At 31.3% G+C, this 23,872-nt stretch carries 14 protein-coding genes; 9 read left to right on the top strand and 5 right to left on the bottom strand.

Going from position 1 to position 23,872, the window contains the following annotated elements; translation table 11 throughout:
* Positions 1-194 precede the first annotated feature (194 nt).
* The 4 genes from H0I26_RS07100 to H0I26_RS07085 form a co-directional block, all read right to left on the bottom strand.
* The gene (locus tag H0I26_RS07100) at positions 195-3,161 is read right to left on the bottom strand and encodes a T9SS type A sorting domain-containing protein (RefSeq protein ID WP_218701613.1); all 2,967 of its coding nucleotides are present in this window, start codon (positions 3,159-3,161) and stop codon (positions 195-197) included.
* A gap of 308 nt (positions 3,162-3,469) precedes the next feature.
* On the bottom strand, positions 3,470-6,427 hold the full coding sequence (locus H0I26_RS07095; protein ID WP_218701612.1) for a T9SS type A sorting domain-containing protein: 2,958 nt from the start codon (positions 6,425-6,427) through the stop codon (positions 3,470-3,472).
* Between the two features lie 204 nt (positions 6,428-6,631).
* The gene (locus H0I26_RS07090) at positions 6,632-7,441 is read right to left on the bottom strand and encodes a hypothetical protein (RefSeq protein ID WP_218701611.1); all 810 of its coding nucleotides are present in this window, start codon (positions 7,439-7,441) and stop codon (positions 6,632-6,634) included.
* On the bottom strand, positions 7,438-8,001 hold the full coding sequence (locus tag H0I26_RS07085) for an RNA polymerase sigma factor (RefSeq protein ID WP_218701610.1): 564 nt from the start codon (positions 7,999-8,001) through the stop codon (positions 7,438-7,440). Before H0I26_RS07085 ends, H0I26_RS07090 begins: the two co-directional genes overlap by 4 nt.
* A gap of 154 nt (positions 8,002-8,155) precedes the next feature.
* On the opposite strand from H0I26_RS07085, the gene H0I26_RS07080 reads away from it, so the two are divergent.
* From H0I26_RS07080 to H0I26_RS07060, 5 genes are all read left to right on the top strand, one after another.
* Positions 8,156-8,839 carry a hypothetical protein gene (locus H0I26_RS07080; protein ID WP_218701609.1) on the top strand — a complete coding sequence of 228 codons (684 nt, stop codon included), beginning with the start codon at positions 8,156-8,158 and terminating at the stop codon, positions 8,837-8,839.
* A 15-nt stretch (positions 8,840-8,854) separates the two neighbouring features.
* Positions 8,855-11,305, top strand: a complete 2,451-nt coding sequence (locus tag H0I26_RS07075) for a CHAT domain-containing protein (protein WP_218701608.1) — start codon at positions 8,855-8,857, stop codon at positions 11,303-11,305.
* Positions 11,306-11,350: 45 nt separating this feature from the next.
* Entirely contained in the window at positions 11,351-12,970 is a 1,620-nt protein-coding gene (locus H0I26_RS07070; RefSeq protein WP_218701607.1) for a vitamin K epoxide reductase family protein, read from the top strand.
* A 412-nt stretch (positions 12,971-13,382) separates the two neighbouring features.
* Positions 13,383-15,575: a peptidase domain-containing ABC transporter gene (locus H0I26_RS07065; protein WP_218701606.1), complete on the top strand. Its 2,193-nt coding sequence runs from the start codon at positions 13,383-13,385 to the stop codon at positions 15,573-15,575.
* A 122-nt stretch (positions 15,576-15,697) separates the two neighbouring features.
* Positions 15,698-16,987, top strand: coding sequence for an HlyD family secretion protein (locus H0I26_RS07060; RefSeq protein WP_218701605.1), 1,290 nt, complete (start codon positions 15,698-15,700; stop codon positions 16,985-16,987).
* Positions 16,988-17,597: 610 nt separating this feature from the next.
* Here H0I26_RS07060 and H0I26_RS07055 read toward each other — a convergent pair.
* Entirely contained in the window at positions 17,598-20,234 is a 2,637-nt protein-coding gene (locus H0I26_RS07055) for a valine--tRNA ligase (protein WP_218701604.1), read from the bottom strand.
* Positions 20,235-20,419: 185 nt separating this feature from the next.
* Between H0I26_RS07055 and H0I26_RS07050 the strand changes: the two genes are divergently transcribed.
* The 4 genes from H0I26_RS07050 (at position 20,420) to H0I26_RS07035 (ending at position 23,871) form a co-directional block, all read left to right on the top strand.
* Positions 20,420-20,845, top strand: coding sequence for a DUF1573 domain-containing protein (locus H0I26_RS07050; protein WP_218701603.1), 426 nt, complete (start codon positions 20,420-20,422; stop codon positions 20,843-20,845).
* A 235-nt stretch (positions 20,846-21,080) separates the two neighbouring features.
* A complete protein-coding gene (locus H0I26_RS07045) occupies positions 21,081-22,271 on the top strand; it encodes a pyridoxal phosphate-dependent aminotransferase (protein WP_218701602.1) in 1,191 nt (396 codons plus the stop codon).
* Positions 22,271-23,284, top strand: a complete 1,014-nt coding sequence (gene murB, locus H0I26_RS07040; RefSeq protein WP_218701601.1) for a UDP-N-acetylmuramate dehydrogenase — start codon at positions 22,271-22,273, stop codon at positions 23,282-23,284. Before H0I26_RS07045 ends, murB begins: the two co-directional genes overlap by 1 nt.
* Before the next feature lie 56 nt (positions 23,285-23,340).
* Entirely contained in the window at positions 23,341-23,871 is a 531-nt protein-coding gene (locus H0I26_RS07035) for an RNA polymerase sigma factor (RefSeq protein WP_101017264.1), read from the top strand.
* The last annotated feature ends 1 nt before the right edge of the window (position 23,872 follow it).

The raw sequence follows: 23,872 nt of genomic DNA, 5'->3' as shown, positions 1-23,872 counted from the left end.
AAAAATATAGTTTAATCGGCAAACACAGCTAAAAACAGATTGTAGACAAAAAGTACTGCCTAATTTATGAGGCCTAATTACATATCACATCAGGATAAAACATTTATAAACTAACTATAAACTTTAGTCCTCCTACTATGCTACATAATAATTTTAAGTTTTTACTAATCCTATACCTTGGTATCCTAAAGTACTCACGGTTTTATAAATTTAAGTGTTATTTTCTGACCGTAATCCTGATTAATCTCAGCAATATAAATACCAGTTTTCAAAAATGAAAGATCAACTTCTCTAGAATCTACACCTTCTAATACTTTAACTTTTTGACCTAATAGATTATAAATAGTTATAGTCTCAATGTTCTTTACATTATTCAAAGTTGTAAAAACTAAAGCGTCCTTATCTACATTATAATATAATCCCGCTGCGTCAGCATCAAAATTATCTGTAGATAAACTTTCTGTAGTTTGATAAACAATCGAAAATCTAGATTGGCTCTCTCCATCACTTATATTTAAAGTCACTGGATTAGATTGTATATCATAAAATGTATTAGTCTGGCTATCCTTTAAATAAATAGTTTCGTTAGTAGGAAAATTTAATGTTCTATCAATTTCAAAAGTAAAATCTCCTGATTCCGAGATAGCAATACCTAATGGAATTTCATCTGAAACATCAAAACTATTCAATCCCTGAATACACATTTTCTTATCTATTATTGGCCAATACACCTCGTTTGGCAACTCATTAAAAGACTCACTATCATAACCATTATCAAACCCTACACTCGCATTAGTATCATAACCTAAAGCTATTGTCGATTCGTTATTTTGATGGTCTTTAAATTTAAGCCAAAATATAATTCGGTCATCTGCAGGCGTGCTTTGTGCAGATCTATAAAATGTAGATTCACCTAAAGACTCTCTTGCGAAAACCCGTTGACTATTACGAAAATGAACAGTCCCTGTACTTTGAATTTTCACAAAGAAACCCTGAGCAACTGCGACAGCATCTTCAGGTGCTCCTTTTGAAGAAGCATTACCTGTAGAAGGTAATGATGGCGCCTCTACACCGGTAAGATTATTACGAGTGGCGTACCCTCCTTGATAATCGGCTAATATATGTGTATTATTCTCTTGAAAATGCTCATAAAGATAGATAGACCCCTGAATTACAGATGAGTTATCATTAATAAACTCTTTTGCACTCATCGTGGATGGATAAGGATTCCCAACCAAGACTTGATTACCGCTTATAGCAGGAATACTATAATCTCCATCATTGGCTGTTCCTTTAAAAACGTAAGTCTGATCAGTCATTGGTGTCGGTGTTGCATTTCCAGAACCTTTCATAAGATATCCCATTGCTGGTGTCACCCCTGTAGTTGGCGTTATATGGTTCCAACCGTAATAATTATCTATTAAATCGTTAAAAGTATATAACCAATAACTACTCAATTCAATAGGACTAGCAGATGGATTAGCATCATACCCTCCAGTAAACCCAATAGGCCCTGACTCTGTTTCCAAATATCCTACTTCCCAATTACCACTTCTGTTAACCGGTGCACTCCAATAATTATAATTATATAAATTAAAAGTCCCTTCCTGTCTAATTTTTAAATCACCACTTCCTGTATTTAAGGAAGTTCCTGTATGATTTTGTATTAACTGAGCTTCTCCTAGTAAATCAATTGTACCTTGATTAAATATTCCATTGTCCACCTCTAGCAATACACCATCATTAACTTGTAACATGGCTCCTGGCTCTACTTCGACCTCTCTAATATGTGCATCCGCTGTTAAAATTGCTGTATTTCCAGATTTAACCGTCAACTTTAAACACGCATCGGTATTATCTGGTGCATTTAAAGCACCTGAACCATTAAAAAAGGCTGTCCCATTCCAAACAATTTGATCCGTATATCTTAATGTAAAATAATCCGAGTCGGAAAATGACACACCTGAAACTGTTGCTGTTGTACCTGAAACCGTAAGATTATATGATGTAGGACTACTAAAATCACTATCATTATCCACTACTAATTGCAAACCTCCGCATACAACAGCGATAGGCATACTTGAAATATCGAAAGACACGTTTACCGTACCCAAATCTCCTACTTTACTGACTCTCCATTTCGAATTTAGTTCATCACTATAATTAGAAGAATTTGTTACAAAAGCATAACTTGGATCCTTAATATCTTCCCCCCAAAACAAAAAGTCTCCATTAGATAATGCCGAAGGCGTATTAATCCTAACAATTCCAGTCCCTTGAGAATCTATATGATTACTTCCATCTGTAGCTTGCCCTATTCCTGCGACGTTATGATCAAAGTTTCCATTTGCAGCATTATCTTGTGTATAAAAATCAACTGTGCTATTTAAAGTTATTCCATATTTCGCAGTCAAATAATTTTGAACAATGACTCTTTTAGCTGTACTTAGAGCTTCATTAAAAATTATAACCTCAGTAAAATCACCCTGATGCGATTGATTATCTGCATACGAACCATCTACAGCATCTTGCTCTGCTCCTAAAGCTAAGCTTCCTCCCGGAGTAATTGAATTACCATTCCTAAAACCAACATTTTTCTTTAACGCTCCATCCAAATAAGAAAATAAACCTGTACCAGTGTTTGTCCAACTCATATCCACCATGTGCCAATTACCATCATTAGCATCAATATTAAGCGTCGTATTTGTCGCTCGATAATAATTTAAGTTTCCACTGTTAAACAACAAGTAATCATTATCGCGACCAGCAGAATTATATGATAAGATTCCATCTCCAGAATCAGTTGTTTTATTAATGTAAAATGTGCTTATTTCCGTAGAAGGAAAAGTCGTGAAATTAGTTTTTCGCAATCGCCTATTTCCTACTTCAAACCTAACCACATCGTAACCATTTACGATATTAGTTTTAACTATTGGTCTAAAGGCAACATCTGGTTGCGACAATGTATTAATATTTCCGGAATCATCATCCCAAGAGTCAATACTTGTACCATCTGCAACAGAGAAAGCGTCAGGCTTTAACCATAAAACTTGATTGGTTGCATCACCGACACCGCCAGGACCTGTTTGAGAAAATAAATAAGTAGGTAATAATAACAATAATGCACCAAGCATTATTGACAATAAAGAATTTTTAAACATGCTATTAACGATTTAAGGGGCTGCGAATATATAAAATCTAAACTGCTTTTAAAGAAGGAGTTAATAAAATTCGATGAAAGGTAAATACTACCGACTACTGTGGTTAAAACCACACTTCCTATTTTATATATAATTAAAAAAGAACCTTTTCAATATAAAAAATATTCAAAATTTTGATTTTTATTGAAGTTTAGAGACTACTTTATCACGCATTATTATTTAAATATTAGTCGTCTTTATTTTAGAATCTTTACATCACAAAAATCATTTAACGACAACTATTTAATACACATTTATTTTGTTTTCCACTATGGTTTTATAAATTTTAATTTTCGGCAAAAACTATCATTAATTTCAGCAATATAAATACCAGTTTTCAAAAATGAAAGATCAACTTCTTTAGAATTTACATCATCTAACACTTTTACTTTTTGACCTAATACATTATAAATAGTTATAGCCTCAATGTTATTTAAATTATCCAAAGTTGCAAAAACTAAAGCATCCTTATTTACATTATAATACAATCCAGAGGCGTCACTATCAAAATCATCTGTAGATAAACTTTCTGCATTTTGATAAACGATAGAAAACCGAGACTCATCATCACCCTCACTTAAACTTAACGTTATAGGGTTAGATTGTATATCATAAAATAAATTAGTCTGATTATCCTTTAAGTAAATAGTTTCGTTAGCAGGGAAGTTTACTGTTCTATCAATTTCAAAAGTAAAATCTCCTGAGTTTGTGATGTCGATACCTAATGGTATTTCATCTGAAAAATCAAAATTATTCAATCCTTGAATACACATTTTTTTGTCTATTATTGGCCAATACAATTCATTTGGTAACTCATTAAAAGACTCACTATCATAACCATTATCATAGTCTTCACTCGCATTAGTATCATAACCTAAAGCTATTGTTGATTCGTTATTTAAATGGTCTTTAAATTTAAGCCAAAATATAATTCTATCATCTGTAGGCGTATTTTGTGCTGACCTATAAAACACAGATTCACTTAAAGATTCTCGAGCATATACACGTTGACTATTACTAAACTGAACAGCACCGGTATTTTGAATTTTGACAAAGAAACCCTGCCCAACTGCAACACCATCTTCCGGCGCTCCTTTTGACGACGAGTTACCAGTAGAAGGTAAAGATGGTGCTTCTAAACCTGCTAGTAAATTACGAGTAGCGTATCCGCCTTGATAATCAGCTAATATATGAGTGTTATTTTCCTGAAAATGCTCATAAAAATAAATAGACCCACCGATTACAGCCGAATTATCATTAATAAAAGCTGTTGCTGTTATTGCTGATGGATAAGGGTTACCAATTAAAACTTGATTACCACTAATAACAGGAATACTATAATCGCCATCATTTGCCGTACCTCTAAAAACATAAGTTTGATCAGTCGTTGGTGTTGGTGTCGTATTACCAGAACCTTTCATAAGATACCCCATAGCTGGAGTTACACCGGTAGTTGGAGTGATATGATTCCAACCATAATAATTATCTATTAAATCGTTAAATGTATACAACCAATAACTACTTAATTCAATAGGACTAGCAGATGGATTAGCATCATACCCTCCCGTAAACCCAACCGGTCCAGCCTCTGTTTCTAAATAACCAACTTGCCAATCACCACTTCTATGGACTGGTGCACTCCAATAATTATAGTTATATAAGTTAAAAGTCCCTTCTTGTCTAATTTTTAAATCTCCACTTCCTGTATTTAAAGAAACTCCTGTATGATTTTGGATTAGCTGGGCTTCTCCTAAAAATTCTATTGTACCTTGATTAAATATTCCATTGTCCACTTCTAGCAATACACCATCATTGACTTGTAATGTTGCTCCCGGCTCCACTTCTATCTCTCTTACAGATGCATCTGCAGTTAAAACGGCTGTATTTCCAGATTTAACGGTCAATTTTAAACAGGAATCAGTGTTATCTGGCGCATTTAAAGCTCCTGAACCATTAAAAAAAGCGGTTCCATTCCATACTATCTGATCTGGATATCTTAATGTAAAATAATCTGCATCAGAAAATGACACACCTGTCGCTGTTGCTGTTGTCCCTGAAACGGTTAGATTGTAAGCTGTTGGACTACTAAAATCACTATCGTTATCTACAACTAATTGTAAATTGCCACAAATAGCACCCACTGACATGCCAGAAACATCAAAAACGACAGATACCGTACCTAGATCTCCAACCTTACTAACTCTCCATTTAGAATTAAGCTCATCACTATAATTAGAAGCGTTTGTCACAAAACCATAACTTGGATCCTTACTTTCCTCTCCCCAGAATAAGAAATCACCATTTGATAATGCTGAAGGTGTATTAATCTTTACAATTCCGGTTCCTTGAGAATCTGTATGATTACTCCCATCTGAAGCTTGACCTATTCCTGCAACGTCAAAATCGAAATTACCGTTTGCAGGATTATCTTGAGTATAAAAATCTACAGCATTATTTAGTGTTAAACTATACTTTGCAGTAAGGTAATTTTGCACGATTACTCTTTTAGCAGTACTTAGAGCTTCATTAAAAATAATAACCTCAGTAAAATCACCTTGATGTGATTGATTAGCAACATAATTGCCATCTACAGAATCTTGTTCTCCAGCTAATGCTAAACTACCACCGGATGTTATTGAGGTTCCAAGCTTAAATCCAACAGTTCTTCTTAACGTCCCATCCAAATAAGACGTTAATCCCACCCCTGCACTGTTCCAACTCATATCTACCATGTGCCAATTACCATCGTTAGCGTCAATATTCATATTTGTTTGATTACTACGATAATACTCTAAACTATTACTCCTATAAATAAGGTAATCATTATTATGAGCAGATGATGCATAAGATAAAACCCCATCGTTACTGTCAGTTGTTTTATTAATATAAAAAGTTGTAATTTGGGTCGTTGGAAAAGTTGTAAAATTAGTTTTTCTCAATCTTCTATTACCCACTCCAAACCTAACAACATCATAACTATTTAATATATTAGTTTTGACTATTGGTCTAAAGGTAACATCTGGCTGAGACAAAGTATTAACATTTCCGGAATCATCATCCCAGGTATCTATACTTGCACCATCAACAACAGAGAAAGCATCAGGCTTTAACCATAATACTTGATTGGTTGCATCACCGACACCACCAGGACCTGTTTGAGCTAATAAACAAATAGGCAATAGCATCAATAAGACAAACGCTATTGTTAACGAGACATTTTTAATCATAATTATTCAACATTTAAACACGCGACGAATATAGACAAATAACTCCGTGAAATGCAATTATAATCGACGAAATGACAAACAACTCGTCAAAACGCACTTTTAATCCGATAAAATGTTAAAGAAATACGTTTTAAGGTTAATATTTATATGAAAGGCTTAAAAAACTGTAAGTCTTTTCAAACAAGAACATTAACTAAACTCCTCTTAATTTTTAAGCCGCTTTAAAATCTTTTCTGCCTCAGAAAATTTATAATTAGTAGAATCTTTAACAATTAACTCTAATTGCTTAATTGCGTTATTTGTATCCTTAGCTTTTAAATACACTAAAGTCTTGTACCAAAAACCTTTAGAAAAATCGATACTATCACTTTTTAACATCGCATCAAAAGAAGACAAAGCGTTTTCTTTTTGATTTAACTCTAGTTGAGCAATTCCAAGATATAGGTATACATTAATATTAATTGATTTTGTTTCCGTAAGGTATTTACTACATAAAGTAGTTGCCGTCAAATAATCTTTGGCTATAAATGCCAATTCCGCGTCTTGCAATGTTATGCTTTCAGAATCCCCTCTCTCTATTAAGGACGGTAACTCTTGCCAAGAATTATAATCATTATAAATATTCTGATTATTACTAAAAAAAAACAAACCAATAAGCAAGACCACAGAAGCTGCTATCGCAAAAATAGTATATCGTTTTATTTTATTATTACTTTTAGATTTTGGGGTGTCCTTATAATTATTCTCAACTTTATTCAATACTGCTTTTAACGCTTGCGCTTCTTCACTTTTAAAGTAATCCTCTAAATCTTTAACTTGAGGTGATTTTGAAGTATCAACAAACTGCCAGTCTTTATTGTCAAACTGTATTCCAAGTTCTTTGTTTATTGATAAATACTCTCGTAACTCTGTATTAGTAGACAATTCTATTTCAAAAGCAGCACTTTCTGATTCAGACAATAGTTTCTCTAAATAATTATCTGCTTGTTTAAGTAGGTTGTCAGATAAACTCATAATGTCTTTAGTTGATTAAAACGACTATCTTTTGTAATCATCTCTATTAATTTCTTTTTACACTTAAATACACGCTGTCTCACTACATTTTCATCATTATAATCTAACTCTACAGCAATGTCCTTATAAGCTACTTTTTTAAAAAAACGTTTTAAAATCTCTTTACAATTACCAGAAATTAACTCAAGCTTTTCTTGAAAAAACTCCCAACGTTCTTGTTCTAAAACAGATGTAGCCATATCGTTAGCGTCACTATTAAGTTCGATAGGTTGATCAATTGTTACCATCCGTTTTGATTTATTTAATTCTCTGCGCCATAAATTCTTACAGGCCGTAAACAAATAACCATCAAATGTTGCGTTAATTTCTATGTTTTGGACTTGCACCCTAGCCATAATTTGTACAATAGCTTTTTGAAAAACATCTTCGGCATCGGGTTCTTGTCCCGAATTTTGCAGCACAAAACGTTTAACATTTGGATAGATGGTCCTGTAGATTTCTAATATTACTTTTTCATTTTTAGTTTTCAAACCATTAATAAAGTAATTTGTTTTTTTCATTAAAAGAAAAATTTGTTAGTAATTTGTTATCCCCAAAAATCACACCAAAAAAGGTATAATAAAAATGATTTCGTAAAATGATCTTGCAACTGGGTAACAAATATATATATTTATGAACGTTTTTGTATTAACATACATACTAAACAAAATGAAAATGAATCAAACGAGAAAAGCCCTTCTACTATTAATAATAAGTTTAGCTTTATTTACGGGTTGCACCAGAGAACATTTACCAAAGGAAAATATTGAAAGTGAAATACCCCTTACATTATCCCCTACTGAAACCAGTAAAAAAACAGCACTTAATCCAAAAAGCGCAATAAATAGAAATTACATTGTTGATCCACGAGATCACTTCTTTATAATTCGCTACAAACCAAATATGACTGTGAATGAAAGAACAATATTTAGAGCTAACCTTATAGCAACATTTACCGAGATTGAATTTATGACAAAAAAAATAGACTATGATATTCTTAGATATCAAAACACTAATTTAACTACAATAATTAATTATATTAATTCTTCTTTCCCTTTAATCATAGAGAGCCCTGATATAAACGAAGATTATATAACCGTAATGAGAATAAACTATCTTGTAGACAAAACAGAGGCTCAAAAATCTGATATACGAGAAGACTTCAAAAATGATGAAACTAAATTTCTACTTGAAATTAGAAATTTTGAATATGTTGGTTTTATAACCGCACCCGGAACAACACCTGTCGTAAATAATAATGAACTTTGGTTTACAAGAGCTTGTTGTGTCGCTAACGAAATTGACGATAAAATAGAGCAATTTTACCCTTCAGTCCTTTCCAGTAATACAATTCAATAAAAAATATAATTGCCTGTGAAATTGCTTATTTCCTTAATTCTCCTTTACTTTTCATTCAATAGCGTCGAAATCAAAAAAAAAAATAGCGACTGTAACAAATCCAAGTCATTAGCGCAAAACAAACGGTATCAAGAAGCTATAAATAACACATTGCAAACATGTGATTTATCACATGTTGAAAATCTGAATTTTATAGCCAAATGTTATAACAATTTAAATGACTACTACAAAGAAATAGATTACTTAGAAAGAGTAATTTATATTAATAATAAGAATAAAAAACGCGAAAATCTTGTTACAAACTATCTAGATATAGCGAAAGCATACAGGAAGCTAAACACTAAACAAAGTATAAGCAAGAGTATTAGTTTTTTAAAAGAAGCTTTAGAAATAGAAAAAAGTTTCAGTCTTACCAATAAAATAAAGTATTCGCTTTGTAATAATATCGGCAATTATTACAAAGCGTTATCTAATTTTAATTATGCTATAAAATATTACAAAAAAGCTATTATTATTGCAAAAAAGCTAAATGACTCAAAAAAAATATCAAAAACTTATTCAAATATTTCCACAATAAACATAAACATAAATGCATCTTCAAAACAATTAAAAACAGCTCAAAACACTATAAAAACAGCACTTAGTTATGACTCCATTTCATTCCCTGATATATACACAAATTTAGGCATAGTAAACTATCTATTAAGTGATTATAAAACAGCTATTAAAAATCACAATAGAGCTATTGAAATTTTAACAAAAACAAAAAATGGTGATCTTATAAATTTAAACGATGTCAAAAAGTGCAAGAATAAAAAGCTCCTATTAAACACTTTATTTGAAAAAACTTATGCTTTAATAAAATTAAAAGACAAAAAGCATCTAACAAAAGGATTAAACATTATAAAATTAGCCGACAAAATTTTTGATTTACTCTTCAAAGAAACAAAATCGGAAAAAACAAAATTACATTGGAGAAAAAGAGCATATCATTTTTATTATTTAGGGATACATATTAGTCATGAAATAAATGATATTGGATCTGCTTTCTATTTTTCTGAAAAAAGTAAAGCCTTGCTTTTACTAAATGAAATAACATTTAATAGCAAACCTATACTACCTGATAGTATAAAAACCAGAGAAACTCTTCTAAAAAAGACTATCTACTTACTCGAGAATGAAATAAATATATTAAAAAACGAAGCACTACTAAAAGCAAAAAAGGACTTATTTGAAACGCAAGTTACTTTAAAATTATTAACTGACTCTCTAGAAGCAAACTATCCTACATATAAAAACTCAAAAAACAATCTAAATCAAATCCTCTCATTAAGAGCATTACAAAATACAATAAAAGAAAAAAACACTTGTATAATCTCCTATTTATGGGATAAGACAGAAAATCAATTTAATGTTTTATACGGTATTGCTATTACCCAGGATAAGACTATTTTATTCAAAATAAATAATCTTAAACTATTTGATAGAAAAATAACCGAATTTAAAAAATTTATAAAAAAGCCAATATCAAGCTTAAAAGAAAAAACTGAATTTGAAAACATAGCAAAATCATTGTACAATGACTTATTACCCGAAGAAATAACACCACTTTTAGTCAATAATAAGTTGTTAATTATTCCTGACAGCGACTTACAAAGCATTCCCTTTGAGGCTTTATTGACTAAAAATAACGACTACTTAATAAAAAACCACGAAATAAGCTATGCCTATTCAGCCACTCACTTACTAAAGAACAATAGAATAAAAAGAAATCCTAAAAATACTTTTATCAGTTTTGCTCCAATTAATTTTAACTACGATAATCTTATAAATTTACCACAGAGTAAATCTGAAGTTGAAACTATAGCTAATTTATTTTCCGGAGAATCAAGAAATAATGAATACGCCACGAAAAATAGTTTTCTAAAAAACATAAATAACTATAAAATAGTACATTTATCTACCCATTCGGACACAAACGATTCAATACCCCCTTGGATAGCATTCAAAAACACAAAACTACAACTTAACGAACTATACACGACAAAAAACCAGGCTGAATTAGTATTCTTAAGTTCTTGCAAAAGCTCTTTAGGAGAATCAAACCAAGGAGAAGGTGTTTTTAGTCTTGCAAGAGGCTTTTTCTATTCAGGTGCTAATAGTGTTATTTCCTCCTTGTGGAATGTTAATGATAAATCCAATTCAGAAATAACAGTGTCTTTCTATAAATACATAAAAAAAGGCAAGTCTAAAAATACTGCCTTAAGACAAGCTAAATTAGATTACTTAAACACACATAGTTTAAGCCAAATATCTCCTTATTATTGGTCGTCTTTAATTTTAATAGGTGATGATTCTCCAATAAAAACACCTAGTAAACCACTGAATTACAAACTTATAAGTATTTTATTCACTTTATTACTAGTCTTTATATTAAAAAAACAAATAATAAAGGGTAACAAATAGATACAAGTATGAACAATTAAGAAAACAACCAAATTCTTAATTAATTTGAAAGACACATTATCCTTTTTAGTACAGTCCCTTCTTCAAAAAAACAAAATAAATATTGATAGTGAAGAGCTGGACTTCCAAATACAAAGCCATCCCTCTTATCCTAGTTTACATGCTATAACAGGCGTGTTAAGCCATTTTGATATTGATAATATTGCCATAAGAGTTCCTATAGATACAGAAACATTGGAACAACTTCCCAATAGTTTTATCGCTCAATTGGACAATAACGGCAATACCAATTTTGCTTTAGTTGTAAAAAAAGGGAATAACTACAAAACCATTTATAATAACAAAGAAAAAAAATCTTTAAACCAATCTAACTTTTTAAAGCAATTTACAGGTATTATTGTTGGTGTCGAAAAAGACGATATAAAAAATACAAATAAAATCCCCACTAGTAGCTTTCAAAAACCTTTATTTGCTACAGCTTTAGCTTTAGCTTTATTAATTATTTTATTTTATTATTCTACTCCAGAAATATATGTGTCCTTATACTTTGGATTAACCATAGTCGGTATTGTCGTAAGCCTTTTAATCATACAACATGACCTTGGCATAAGCTCAAAAATAATAGATAGTATTTGCTCTCAAGAAAGCAAAACCACAAACTGCAATGCTGTTTTAAATTCTAAAGGAGCAACCATATACAAAAACATAAAACTTAGTGATCTAAGCCTTGTTTACTTTGTAGCTATTAGCATATCTGCCGTTTTTATTAGCCTTACTACCAAAACTATAAGCACATTATATATAATAAGCTTAACAGCAACTCCTGTTGTAATATACTCCATTTACTACCAAATAAAAATATCTAAAAACTGGTGTGTTTTATGTTTAACTATAGCTTCAGTTTTAGTTTCACAAGCTTCTATCTACTTCTTTTCTAACTCATCATTTTCTGTAACAGATATAAAAACAGTTTTAATAATTGGATTTACGTTTATTACCATAGCTTCAATTTGGTTATTTATTAGCTCAAAATTAAAACAAGAACAAGACTTTAAAAAACTAAAAATACAGTCAAGCAAGTTTAAAAAAAATTTCGATTTATTTAATACTTTACTACAAAAGTCAAAAAAGGTAAACACTAGCATACTAAATACTCCTGAAATAGTTTTTGGTAACTTAAATGCCCCTTTAAAAGTTACTGTAGTCACAAATCCTTTTTGCGGACATTGCAAAAGTGTTCACAATCTAATTGAATCTATTTTAAAAAAGCACCATAACAACATCAATATTACAGTTAGATTTAATATTAATACTAGCAATATAAAAAGTAACGCCGTACAAGTTACTAGCAGATTAATGGAGCTTCTTAACACGGAAGGAGAAATTAAATGCCTTGAGGCAATGCACGATATTTATAATGATGGAGACATTAAAACATGGCTATCTAAATGGGGAACATGCGGTGATATCGCTAATTATATTAATAGTCTTGAAGCTGAAAACAAATGGTGCTTAGACAACAATATTAATTTTACACCAGCTATTTTAATTAACAGTAAATCCTATCCAAAGGCTTACGAAAGAACCGATTTAATATATTTTATAGAAGATCTATACGACACTTACAACACCCAAAAGACCAAACAATTACAAGGAAATTTATAAAAACAATAAAACCTTAATTAAAGGGCTTTACTCAAAAAACATTCTCTCGCGAAGAATAGACACAAACTGTGAGTGTCTTTAATGTTCACAGCAAATATAATTTACAAATATTTTTAATTATGAAAAAATTACAAAACTTAGGGAAAATTTTATCCCGAAATGAGCAAAAAACTGTCTTTGGAGGTCTAAGCTATTTAAAAGTGTATGATGAGTATTGTTCTGTAGCCGATTCCCTTCTCCCACCTGGGTGTCCTTGCTCATCAAGTGATAGCTGTCAATCAACCAGTCTTAATACAGGTATGACTGTCCATCAAATGCAAACTGCTACTGGTACTTGTGAGGCTGGAAAATGTCACTAATTTATTCAAAAAGGATATGTAATATCATAAGCTATTCACCTAAAAATTAATATTTGAAAAAATTCCCAAAATACAAACAAGCCGAGTCAAAAGACTGTGGACCAACATGCTTAAAAATCATTACTAAATATTATGATAAAAACCTATCTATTGCACAAATTAGAAATATTAGTGAAACCACTAGAGAAGGTAGTAATTTATTAAATTTAAGTGATGCTAGTGAGATAATTGGATTTAGAAGTTTGGGAGTTAAATTAACTTTAGAAGAATTAAAAAAAGCACCACTACCTTGTATCCTACATTGGAACAAGGATCATTATGTGGTGCTTTATAAAATAAAAAAAAACACTTTTTATGTTTCAGACCCAGCACATGGCTTAACAAGTTACACAAAAGATGAGTTTTTAAAATTCTGGATTGGGAATAATGCAACAGCAAATACACAAGATGGTATTGCATTATTACTAGATCCTACACCTAAATTTTATAACACTGACTTTGAGGAAAATGAAACACAAAAATTTGATTTCACTTACTTATCAAAATATTTAATAAAATACAAATACTTTATTATCCAACTCTGTATTGGATTACTTGCTGCTAGTTTATTACAATTAGTCGTTCCATTTTTAACGCAAAGCATTGTAGACGTAGGTATTGAAAATAACGACCTCAACTTTATCTATCTTATTTTATTTGCGCAAGTTGCTTTATTTATTGGAAGAACAGCAATAGAAACTATTAGAAGTTGGATATTATTACATGTCAGCGCAAGAATCAATATTTCCTTAATCTCAGATTTCTTTATTAAATTAATGCTATTACCCATCTCCTATTTTGATGTAAAAATGACAGGAGATTTAATGCAACGTATTAATGACCATAAACGTATTGAAAAAATACTAACTACCTCATCATTAAACGTTTTGTTTTCAATGGTCAATTTTATAATATTCAGTTTCGTGTTAGCCTACTATAGCTTACAAATATTCACCATATTTTTAATTGGTAGTGTTCTATATTTTGTTTGGATAAAAATATTTCTAAAAAAACGAGCCACTTTAGATTACAAACGTTTTTCGGCTTTAAGCCAAGAGCAAAGTACAGTTATAGAATTAATTAACGGTATGCAAGACATCAAGTTGCATAATGCAGAAAAGCAAAAACGCTGGGCTTGGGAACACACACAAGCCAAACTATTTAAAGTCTCTATTAAAAGTTTAGCATTAGAGCAAACACAGAGTGTAGGTTCTTCTTTTATAAATGAATTAAAAAATATTTTTATTACTATTCTATCTGCCAAACTAGTAATAGATGGAGAAATCACTTTAGGGATGATGTTGGCAATATCATACATTGTTGGGCAATTAAATAGTCCTGTACAGCAACTAATAAATTTTGTTAGAGAATTACAAGACGCAAAAATATCTTTAGATCGCTTAGGTGAAATTCATAATATAAAAAATGAAGAAATTGATCCACAGAATAAAATAAAAGATATTCCAAAAAGCGAAAAAATCATTATTAAAGACTTAACATTTAAATACACAGGATCTGACATTGAAGTTTTAAAAGACTTAAATCTTAATATTCCTGCAAATAAAACCACTGCAATTGTTGGCGCAAGTGGAAGCGGAAAAACTACTTTAATGAAATTGCTTTTGGGCTATTACAAACCTAATGAAGGCGACATTTTATTAAATCAATTTTCATTACAAAATATCTCTCAAAAAACATGGCGAGATCATTATGGCGTAGTCATGCAAGAAGGCTATATTTTTAATGATACTATAGCAAATAATATAGCTATTGGAGAAGACATGGTAGATAAAAAAAGATTAGCACACGCCATTGATGTCGCTAATATAAAAGACTACATAGAATCGCTACCATTATCTTACAACACAAAAATTGGAGTAGAAGGTTCTGGTTTAAGTACAGGACAAAAACAACGATTATTTATAGCTAGAGCAGTCTACAAAAATCCTGATTATCTATTTTTTGACGAAGCTACCTCAGCCTTAGATGCTAATAACGAAAAGGTTATTATGGAAAATCTTGACACTTTTTTTGAAGACAAAACTGTAGTTGTGATAGCACACAGACTAAGTACCGTAAAAAACGCACACCAAATAGTAGTTCTAGAACACGGAAAAATAGTTGAAATAGGAAACCACAAAGACTTAGTTGCAAAAAAAGGCAACTATTACCACTTGGTTAAAAACCAACTAGAACTTGGGAATTAGAACCATTCAAAATTATGAAACAAAGTTTAAAAAAAAATTAACGCTATGGTGATTTTATTTCAGAATCACATAAAAATATAAAAAAGACCGAAATACATAGATACTGCCTAACTATAAAACTAATGTCAAAAAAACTAGAAGAAATAGAATTAAGAAGCGAGCAAGTACAAGATATATTATCTTATGTCCCCCATTGGATGATACGCTATGGCAACCTCTTATTTTTAGGTTTAATAATTTTATTTTTCAGTTTAAGCTGGCTAATAAAATACCCTGATGTTATAATTGCAGAAGCTTTACTAACCACTAAAATACCACCAGAAAAACTATTATCACAAACCACAGGTAAGTTTGAGACCATTTTAATTAGTGACAATAGTATTATTGCTAAAAATAGTCCTATTGCCATTTTAGAAAACACCTCTAACTTTAAAGACGTTTATAAATTAAAATCTATAATTGATACTATTAAAGTAAACACAAAATCTTTCTATTTTCCTGTAAACGAACTACCCGTTTTATTTCTAGGAGATATAGATACACAGTATGCCTTATTTGAAAACAACTACATACAGTATACTTTAAACAAAAGCTTACAACCATTTTCTAATGATGCCATAGCAAATAGAAACTCTATATCAGAATTACACAGAAGACTTAAAAGCAGCAAAGAACAATTAGAATTAAATAGATCACAATTAACCTTAAAGCAAAAAGACTTAAACAGATATAAAACACTATTTGAAAAAGGTACTATTGCTCGTTTAGAATATGAGAGCAAACAAGTAGAATTTCTTCAAGCAGAACAAAATCTAAAAAGCTTTGAATCTTCAATTTCGCAAATTAGAGAATCTATTAGTAATGCTAATAACACTTCAAAAGGCACAGAAATAAATAAAACAAAAGAAGAAATGATGTTATTAAAAAGTGTCATTCAATCTTTTAGACAACTCAAAAAAGCAATTAGAGTTTGGGAAACAAACTATGTTTTAAAATCTAATATAGATGGCAAAGTAGCCTTCTCCAATTATTGGAGTCCAAATCAAACCGTCAATCAAGGGGATTTAGTATTTACCATTATACCGAGTGAAAGCTCAACTTTTATTGCAAAACTAAAAACACCTGCCACTAATTCTGGAAAGTTAAAAATAGGGCAAAGTGTTAACATTCAACTAGAAAATTATCCGACATCCGAGTTTGGAACTCTACAAGCTAAAGTAAATCGTATTTCACCTATCCCAGACAGTGAAGGGTTTTATCTTATTCTAGCGGAACTACCATCAGAGTTAATTACATCCTATAAAAAACCTATAGAATTCAAACAAGAAATGAGAGGTTCTGCTGAGATTATAACCGAAAAATTAAGATTAACAGAACGATTCTTTTATCAAGTGAAAGACATTTTTAAATAAAAACAGTCTCTCGCAGGGAACAGACAGAAGTTGTGACTATCTTTAAAAGATCACAATTTATTTAATATTACGTAAATTTTAATTAGGAACAATTTAAAAAACTTAGGACAAACTTTAACTCAATCGGAACAAAAAACCATCAATGGAGGTCTTAAAAAATTAAAAACAAAAGCCCCATATTGTGAACACTTCGTCTCTGAAGGATTTTGTTCTGGATAGTTACTCTCTGCAGGAAGCACATTAGGTAACGGTTATCATGAATGTAATTGTTAATTGATAAACAATTAATATTGTTTTTTATTTAGATCAATTTCTCATTCCACTCAAACTACTTAAACTTCTCTGTAAAGTTTTCAATATTAGTCAAAGTAATGTTTCTTTTCTAGTAGAATTGAAGTAAAACACTTGTTTCACATCATTATAGCCTAAAAAAAAATCATTAAAAAGGGTAACAAATTGAATACTTCAGAGACTTATAAATAGTTAGTTATTTGTTAAGGGAAAAATTAATCAATAACGTTATTAATCAACAACCAAAAAAAAGCCTTTCCAAACTGGAAAGGCTTTTTAAATTTATACAACACTTAGACTGTACTTAGTGTGACTTTAATTACTTCAAACTAGATAAACTAGCTTTTAAAGTTTCAATCTTAGCTAAAGCATCAGCTTCTTTTTTACGTTCGTTAGCGATTACTTGTTCTGGTGCTCCTGCAACAAAACGCTCGTTAGACAACTTCTTTTGCACGGACTTCAGGAAACCTTCAGTATAACTTAATTCTTCCGTTAGTTTTACTATTTCAGCTTCTATATCTATAGCACCATCCATTGGTATAAAATACTCATTGGATTTTGCTCTAAACGTTAACGCCCCTTCCACAGGTTCTGTAACATAGGCGATCGTTTCTAAGTTTCCTAATTTAGATATAACCGCATCAAACTTGGTATTTGAATGTTCATTATTTATTACAGAAAAACCAATCGCATCTTTAAAAGCAATATTCTTCTCTTTTCTAATCGTTCTGATCCCTGAAATAACTTCAGAAGCAAAATCGAATTGAGAGATAATAGTTTCATTTACCGGCTTTATTTCTGGCCATTTTGCAACTATTAAAGCTTCTTCAGGTGTACGTTCTGCTATATACTGCCATATATCCTCTGTTAAGAAAGGCATAAATGGATGTAAAATTATTAAATTATCTTCAAAAGCAGACATGACCTTATTATACGTTACCGCATCTATTGGTTGTTGATATGCTGGTTTTACTATCTCTAATAACCAACCACAAAAATCATCATAAATCAACTTATAAATAGACATTAAAGCATCGCTTAATCTGTATTTACTAAAGTGGTCTTCAATTTCTACTAAAGCCTTACTAAATTTAGCTTCATACCATTCTAAAGCTATTTTACTAGAGTCTGGTTGCGCAATCGTATCATTAACCTCCCATAAATTAGTCAAGTTAAATGCATTCCATATCTTGTTCCCAAAACCTTTTCCTTGTTGACACAATGCTTCGTCAAACATTAAATCGTTTCCTGCCGCACTACTAAACAACATTCCAACACGCACACCATCTGCACTATATTGTTCTATTAGCTTTAAAGCATCAGGAGAGTTCCCTAAGGATTTACTCATTTTACGACGTTGCTTATCACGTACTAAACCTGTTAGGTAAACATTGTTAAATGGTTTTTCTCCTTTATACTCATAACCAGCAACAATCATACGCGCGACCCAAAAGAATAAAATATCTGGACCTGTTACTAGATCATTTGTCGGATAGTAGTACTTAATATCTTCATTTTCCGGATTTCTAATACCATCAAAGACTGACATTGGCCATAACCAAGAACTAAACCATGTATCCAAAGCATCAGTATCTTGACGTAAGTCTCTTGCTTTTAACCCAGTATTATTAGTTGCTACTTTTGCTTTTTCTAGCGCTAATTCCATAGTTACTGCAACTACAAAATCTTCTTTTCCATCGCCATAAAAATAAGCTGGGATTTGTTGCCCCCAAAGCAATTGTCTTGAGATATTCCAATCACGAATATTCTCCATCCAATGGCGATATGTATTTTCAAATTTTTTCGGAAATAATTTAATTTCAGAATCCTCACCTAAAACAGCTTCGATAGCTGGTTTTGCTAATTCTTCCATTTTTAAGAACCATTGATCACTTAATCTTGGTTCGATAACAGCTTTGGTACGTTCTGACGTTCCTACTTTATTTAAGTGTGTTTCTGTCTTCACTAAAACGCCTAAATCGTCTAATGCTTTTGCTACATTTTTTCTAGCAACAAAACGGTCTTGACCTTCAAACTGCAATCCAAAACTATTTAAACTAGCATCTTCATGAAAAATATCAATAACTTCTAAATTATGTTTATCACCAAGGTTTTTATCATTTTCATCATGTGCTGGCGTTACTTTTAAACACCCAGTACCAAATTCGATGTCAACATATTCATCTTCAATTATAGGTATTACACGATTAGCGATTGGCACTATGGCCTTTTTTCCACGTAAGTGTGCAAAACGTTCGTCTTCTGGATTAATACAGATAGCAGAATCCCCGAAAATAGTTTCAGGACGTGTTGTTGCGATCGTTAGTGTATCGTCACTACCTTCAATTTTATAATTGATATAGTACAAGTTTCCTTGACGCTCTTCATGGATTACTTCCTCATCAGACAACGTTGTTTTTGCTTCAGGATCCCAGTTTACCATGCGGTACCCTCTATATATCAACCCTTTATCATGTAAATCAACAAAAACTTTAATTACGGACTCCGACATATCATCGTCCATTGTAAATTTAGTCCTGTCCCAATCGCAAGAACATCCTAATTTTTTAAGTTGCTCAAGGATTACACCTCCATATTCTTCTGTCCACTCCCAAGCATGTGCTAAAAACTCCTCTCTTGTCAGATCATTTTTATCAATACCTTGTTCTTTTAATTTGGCAACAACCTTAGCTTCCGTAGCAATTGATGCATGATCTGTACCAGGAACCCAACAAGCATTTTTACCTTGTAAACGTGCACGACGAATCAAAACATCTTGTATTGTATTGTTTAGCATGTGCCCCATATGCAAGACTCCTGTTACGTTTGGAGGAGGTATTACAATGGTATAAGGTTCTCTATCGTCCGGCTCTGAATGAAAATAATTATTTTTCATCCAGTAATCGTACCACTTATTTTCTGCTTCAATAGCATTATATTTTGATGGAATTTGCATACTTTGGAATAGTTTTTGAAATATATATTACAAAAGTACTTATATTTCTGTTTTTGTGAAATTATAACGATGAATAATGTATAGTTAAATACGTTAGAAGTATTTACAACTGTGCATTACATCTAATAATTTTGCATGAGGAATAAAAAGTAATTAAATTTACAAACCAAATAAAACATAATACAATGAAAAAATTATTTACAATATTATTTATCGGACTAATTAGCTTATCGATGAATGCTCAAGAAAAAACAGCTAAAATAGAATTTAAAGACACGACTATTGACTACGGAACAATTAACAAAGGTGCCGATGGCGTTAGAACTTTTGAGTTTACAAACACAGGAGACGCACCATTAATCGTATCTAAAGTTAGCTCTAGTTGTGGTTGTACTGTCCCTAAAAAGCCAGAAGCACCAATCATGCCTGGACAAACTGGAGAAATTGAAGTTAAATACGACACTAACAGAGTGATGCCTATTAGAAAAACAATTACAGTTTTATCTAACGCTACAACACCAACTGTTTCTCTTAAAATAAAAGGAGAAGTTATCGATCCTTCTAAAACTAGTGTTTTAGAAAAAAAAAGTAAAAGCGTAATGGAAAAATAAACCCATTCCCCTTTAATAACTTAAAAGCCGAAACTAAATGTTTCGGCTTTTTTATTTTATAACAAATTTTGTTCTTTAACAAACTCGACCTGTACTATTATAAATTATTTACCTACTTCGATTTACAATAGAAATAAGCCCTTTTAGAATTTAATTAAAAGTCAGTTTAAAAGACCTGTTTTTTTGAGAAAATTTACAATTATTTTTCGCAAATTTGCAATCTAAATAATTTGTAATGCCAAAGATTTCTAATAAAGGGCAGTTAATGCCACAGTCACCGATAAGAAAATTAGTGCCATTTGCTGAGAAAGCAGTAAAAGCTGGTAAAAATATTTTTTATTTAAATATTGGTCAGCCAGACATTAAAACGCCAAAAATAGCAATACAAGCTGTTAAAGATGCGGATATAGATGTATTATCGTATTCGAGATCAGAAGGCTCAGAACAATACCGTGAAAAAATAGCGAACTATTACGAGAAAAATGATATCCATGTTAAACATGACGATATTATTGTAACTACGGGTGGTAGCGAAGCTTTATTATTTGCTTTTGGTAGTATTATGGATGTAGATGATGAAGTTATTATTCCTGAACCATTTTATGCCAATTACAATGGATTTTCAACTGCTTCTGGAGTAAAGGTTGTCCCAGTAATTTCTAAAATTGAAGATAATTTTGCTTTACCTCCAATTGAAGCCTTTGAAAAACTAATCACACCTAAGACAAAAGCAATCTTAATTTGTAACCCAGGAAACCCTACCGGTTATTTATATTCTAAAGAAGAAATACAAAAACTAGCTGCCATTGTTAAAAAACATGATTTGTTTTTAATTGCTGACGAGGTTTATCGTGAGTTTGCTTATGACGGCGCAACGCACTACTCTATTTTACAAGTGGATGGTTTAGAAGACCACGCTATTGTTATAGATTCAGTTTCTAAACGTTACAGTATGTGTGGCGCACGTATAGGTTGTTTAGTTTCTAAAAACAAAGCCGTTATCGCAACCGCATTAAAATTTGCACAAGCACGATTAAGTCCGCCTACATTGGCACAAATTGCTAGTGAAGCTGCTCTAGATACGCCTCAAAGTTATTTTGATGATGTTATTGAAGAATATGTAGAACGAAGAAATGTCTTAATTGAAGAATTAAATAAAATTGAAGGCGTACAAGTTGCCAACCCAAAAGGTGCATTTTATTGTATAGTACAGTTACCTGTAAAAAACACTGACACCTTTGCGCAATGGCTTTTAGAAGACTTTGATGTTAACGGAGAGACTGTTATGGTGGCACCTGCTGCTGGTTTTTACAGCACACCTGGTGTTGGTTTAAATCAAATCAGAATTGCTTATGTACTAAATACAGATAGTTTAAAAAAAGCAGTTCATATTTTAAAAGAAGCGCTTAAAGTATATAAAGATTAGTGACTATTCTAAACAACATATCTTTAAAGCCTTTCAATACTTTTGGTATTGATGTTACAGCTAAACATTTTGTATCGGTAGAAAGTGTCGAAGATCTAAAATCTATTTATTCGACTGAAAAAAATACCGATAAGTTTATCCTTGGTGGTGGTAGTAATATGCTATTGACTAAAGCTGTAGACAAACTTGTTATTCACTTAAATTTAAAAGGAAAAACAATTGTATCCAAAACAGACGACTATGTTTTAATAGAATCTCAGGCTGGCGAAAACTGGCATGAATTTGTCTTATGGACACTAAAACAAGACTTTGGAGGCTTAGAAAATTTATCTTTAATACCAGGAAATGTTGGCACTAGTCCTATACAGAATATTGGTGCTTATGGTGTAGAGCTAAAAGACAATTTTTATTCTTGTAAAGCTTTAAATTTACAAACATTAGAGTTAGAAACGTTTAATAACAAAGATTGTAATTTTGGTTATCGTAACTCTATATTTAAACAAGAAGCTAAAGGACATTATATAATTACTAGTGTGGTTTTTAAATTAAGCACTAAAAACCACACTTTACATACTAATTATGGAGCGATTACTACTCAATTAGCACATTTTAATATTAAGCAACCAACAGTCCAAGATGTGTCTAATGCTGTTATTGCTATTCGCGAAAGCAAATTACCTAACCCTAAAGAGATTGGTAATTCAGGTAGTTTTTTCAAAAACCCTGTCATTTCCAATGTTGCTTTTTCCACTCTTCAAAAAAACTTTCCAGATGCTCCGCATTACGTAATTTCTGAAACAGAAATTAAAGTACCTGCGGGCTGGTTAATTGAAACTGCGGGTTTTAAAGGCAAAACCTTTGATAATTACGGTGTCCATAAAAAGCAAGCTTTAGTTTTAGTTAACTACAGTGACGCTAAAGGCGAGGACATTTTAAATCTTTCAAAATTGATACAAGATACTATTTATCGTATCTTTAATATTTCAATTGAAGCTGAAGTTAATATTTTCTAACAAAATATAATAACTTCAAATTAAAACAGTTAAACTAACAAACGATAAACAATAGCTTGAATTTCTCATTAGAAGAACATATTATAGCACACCTCAAAAACGGTGATAAACAAGCTATAAACCTGTTATACGAAAATTACGCAGATGCCTTATTTGGCGTTATAAAAAAAGTAATATCCGACGATGACTTAGCACAAGACGTCCTTCAGGAAACACTTATCAAAGTGTGGAAAAAAGGAAAGAGTTATAATCCGGATAAAGCTAAATTATTTACATGGCTATATCGGATTGCCTATAACTCTGCGATAGACAAAATACGATCTGTAAATAAAAAATCTATCAAAGAAATCCAAATCGAAAATTCAAACGTATATAAACTGACAACGAATAGTTTAAACGAGGATGTTTTAGATATAAAAAAACATTTACATACCCTCGAATTAAAGTATCAGATTGTTATTAACGCTTTATTTTTTGAAGGAATGACACAACAAGAAGCTAGTGAAGAACTAGATATACCATTGGGGACAATAAAATCAAGATTAAAAATTGCGTTACGTGAATTAAAAAAAATTTACAACCCTTAAT

It is taken from the genome of Olleya sp. HaHaR_3_96 (genome assembly GCF_019278545.1).
Taxonomy (GTDB): Bacteria; Bacteroidota; Bacteroidia; order Flavobacteriales; family Flavobacteriaceae; genus Olleya.
The sequence above is the reverse complement of the archived record's forward strand: the minus strand, read 5'-3'. Positions and strand labels throughout refer to the sequence as shown.

Coding starts and splice junctions, on each gene's coding strand:
- H0I26_RS07085 (WP_218701610.1), bottom strand. CDS start 8,001: ATGAAAAAAACAAATTACTTTATTAATGGTTTGAAAACTAAAAATGAA.
- H0I26_RS07060 (WP_218701605.1), top strand. CDS start 15,698: ATGTCAAAAAAACTAGAAGAAATAGAATTAAGAAGCGAGCAAGTACAA.
- H0I26_RS07080 (WP_218701609.1), top strand. CDS start 8,156: ATGAATCAAACGAGAAAAGCCCTTCTACTATTAATAATAAGTTTAGCT.
- H0I26_RS07050 (WP_218701603.1), top strand. CDS start 20,420: ATGAAAAAATTATTTACAATATTATTTATCGGACTAATTAGCTTATCG.
- H0I26_RS07095 (WP_218701612.1), bottom strand. CDS start 6,427: ATGATTAAAAATGTCTCGTTAACAATAGCGTTTGTCTTATTGATGCTA.
- H0I26_RS07090 (WP_218701611.1), bottom strand. CDS start 7,441: ATGAGTTTATCTGACAACCTACTTAAACAAGCAGATAATTATTTAGAG.
- H0I26_RS07055 (WP_218701604.1), bottom strand. CDS start 20,234: ATGCAAATTCCATCAAAATATAATGCTATTGAAGCAGAAAATAAGTGG.
- H0I26_RS07045 (WP_218701602.1), top strand. CDS start 21,081: ATGCCAAAGATTTCTAATAAAGGGCAGTTAATGCCACAGTCACCGATA.
- H0I26_RS07100 (WP_218701613.1), bottom strand. CDS start 3,161: ATGTTTAAAAATTCTTTATTGTCAATAATGCTTGGTGCATTATTGTTA.